The following is a 942-nucleotide window of genomic DNA, read 5'->3' as shown; positions in this document are numbered from 1 at the left end:
CGAGGAGCCATAGCCGCCGATGAACGATCAGGAGAAGTCTGACTCGGCCATAGTAGCTCCGGTGGCAGAGGCGATGGAGCCAAGGGCTGGGACCAAGAGGAACGCGGGACAGCAAAGCACGCACCGGACGCAAACCCGGGCTCGCGTGACCCAGGCGCTGGACCGCGTACGGCAAGCGGCAAAGCTTGGGAAGAAAGAGCGGTTCACGGCGCTTCTCCACCATATCAACACTGACACGCTCCGGTTGGCGTTCTACGCGCTCAAGCGCAAAGCAGCCCCCGGCGTGGACGGGGTGACATGGCAGGACTTCGAGACAGACCTGGAGCCTCGGCTTGAGGATCTGAACGCTCGGGTCCACCGAGGAGCGTATCGGCCCCAACCGTCACGCCGGACGTATATCCCGAAGGCTGACGGCCGGGAGAGACCGCTGGCGATCGCAGCTCTGGAAGACAAAATCGTCCAGGGCGCGACCGTCATGGTGCCCAACGCCATCTACGAAGGCGACTTCGTCGGCTTCTCCTACGGGTTTCGCCGATATGATTATCGTGCGCTATGCCGATGATCTGGTGGCCGGCTTCGAGCATGAGGACGACGCTCGCCGTTTCCTTGATGCGATGCGTGAACGGTTTGAGGCATTCGCGCTGACGCTCCATTCGGATAAGACCCGCCTGATTGAGTTCGGTCGCTATGCAGCGGCCAACCGCAAGGCACGCCAAGCTCGGCAAACCGGAGACGTTCATGTTTCTGGGCTTCACCCACATCTGCGGTAAGTCACGTCGGGGGACCCAAAGGGAAGACCCGTCGCGACCGTCTGCGGACGAAGCTTCAGGACATCAAGCGAGAGCTGCGGCGTCGAATGCAAACCGATCCCCGTCCAGGGTAAATGGCTGAGACAGGTCATCACCGGCCACTTCGCCTGCTATGCGGTTCCTGCAAACGGAC

The 942-nt window shown here is 61.7% G+C and carries 2 protein-coding genes; both read left to right on the top strand.

The window, feature by feature from the left end; all coding sequences use genetic code 11:
* Nucleotides 1-19 precede the first annotated feature (19 nt).
* Nucleotides 20-562: a reverse transcriptase family protein gene (locus CWO89_RS48695; RefSeq protein WP_245476878.1), complete on the top strand. Its 543-nt coding sequence runs from the start codon at nucleotides 20-22 to the stop codon at nucleotides 560-562.
* Nucleotides 546-770, top strand: coding sequence for a hypothetical protein (locus tag CWO89_RS48690; RefSeq protein WP_245476877.1), 225 nt, complete (start codon nucleotides 546-548; stop codon nucleotides 768-770). The genes CWO89_RS48695 and CWO89_RS48690 overlap by 17 nt, the downstream gene beginning before the upstream one ends.
* Nucleotides 771-942: the final 172 nt, after the last annotated feature.

It is taken from the genome of Bradyrhizobium sp. Leo170, assembly GCF_004296405.1.
GTDB lineage: Bacteria > Pseudomonadota > Alphaproteobacteria > Rhizobiales > Xanthobacteraceae > Bradyrhizobium.
Note: the sequence above shows the minus strand (reverse complement) of the source record. Positions and strands in the feature narration are given on the sequence as shown.

Coding starts and splice junctions, on each gene's coding strand:
- CWO89_RS48695 (WP_245476878.1), top strand. CDS start 20: ATGAACGATCAGGAGAAGTCTGACTCGGCCATAGTAGCTCCGGTGGCA.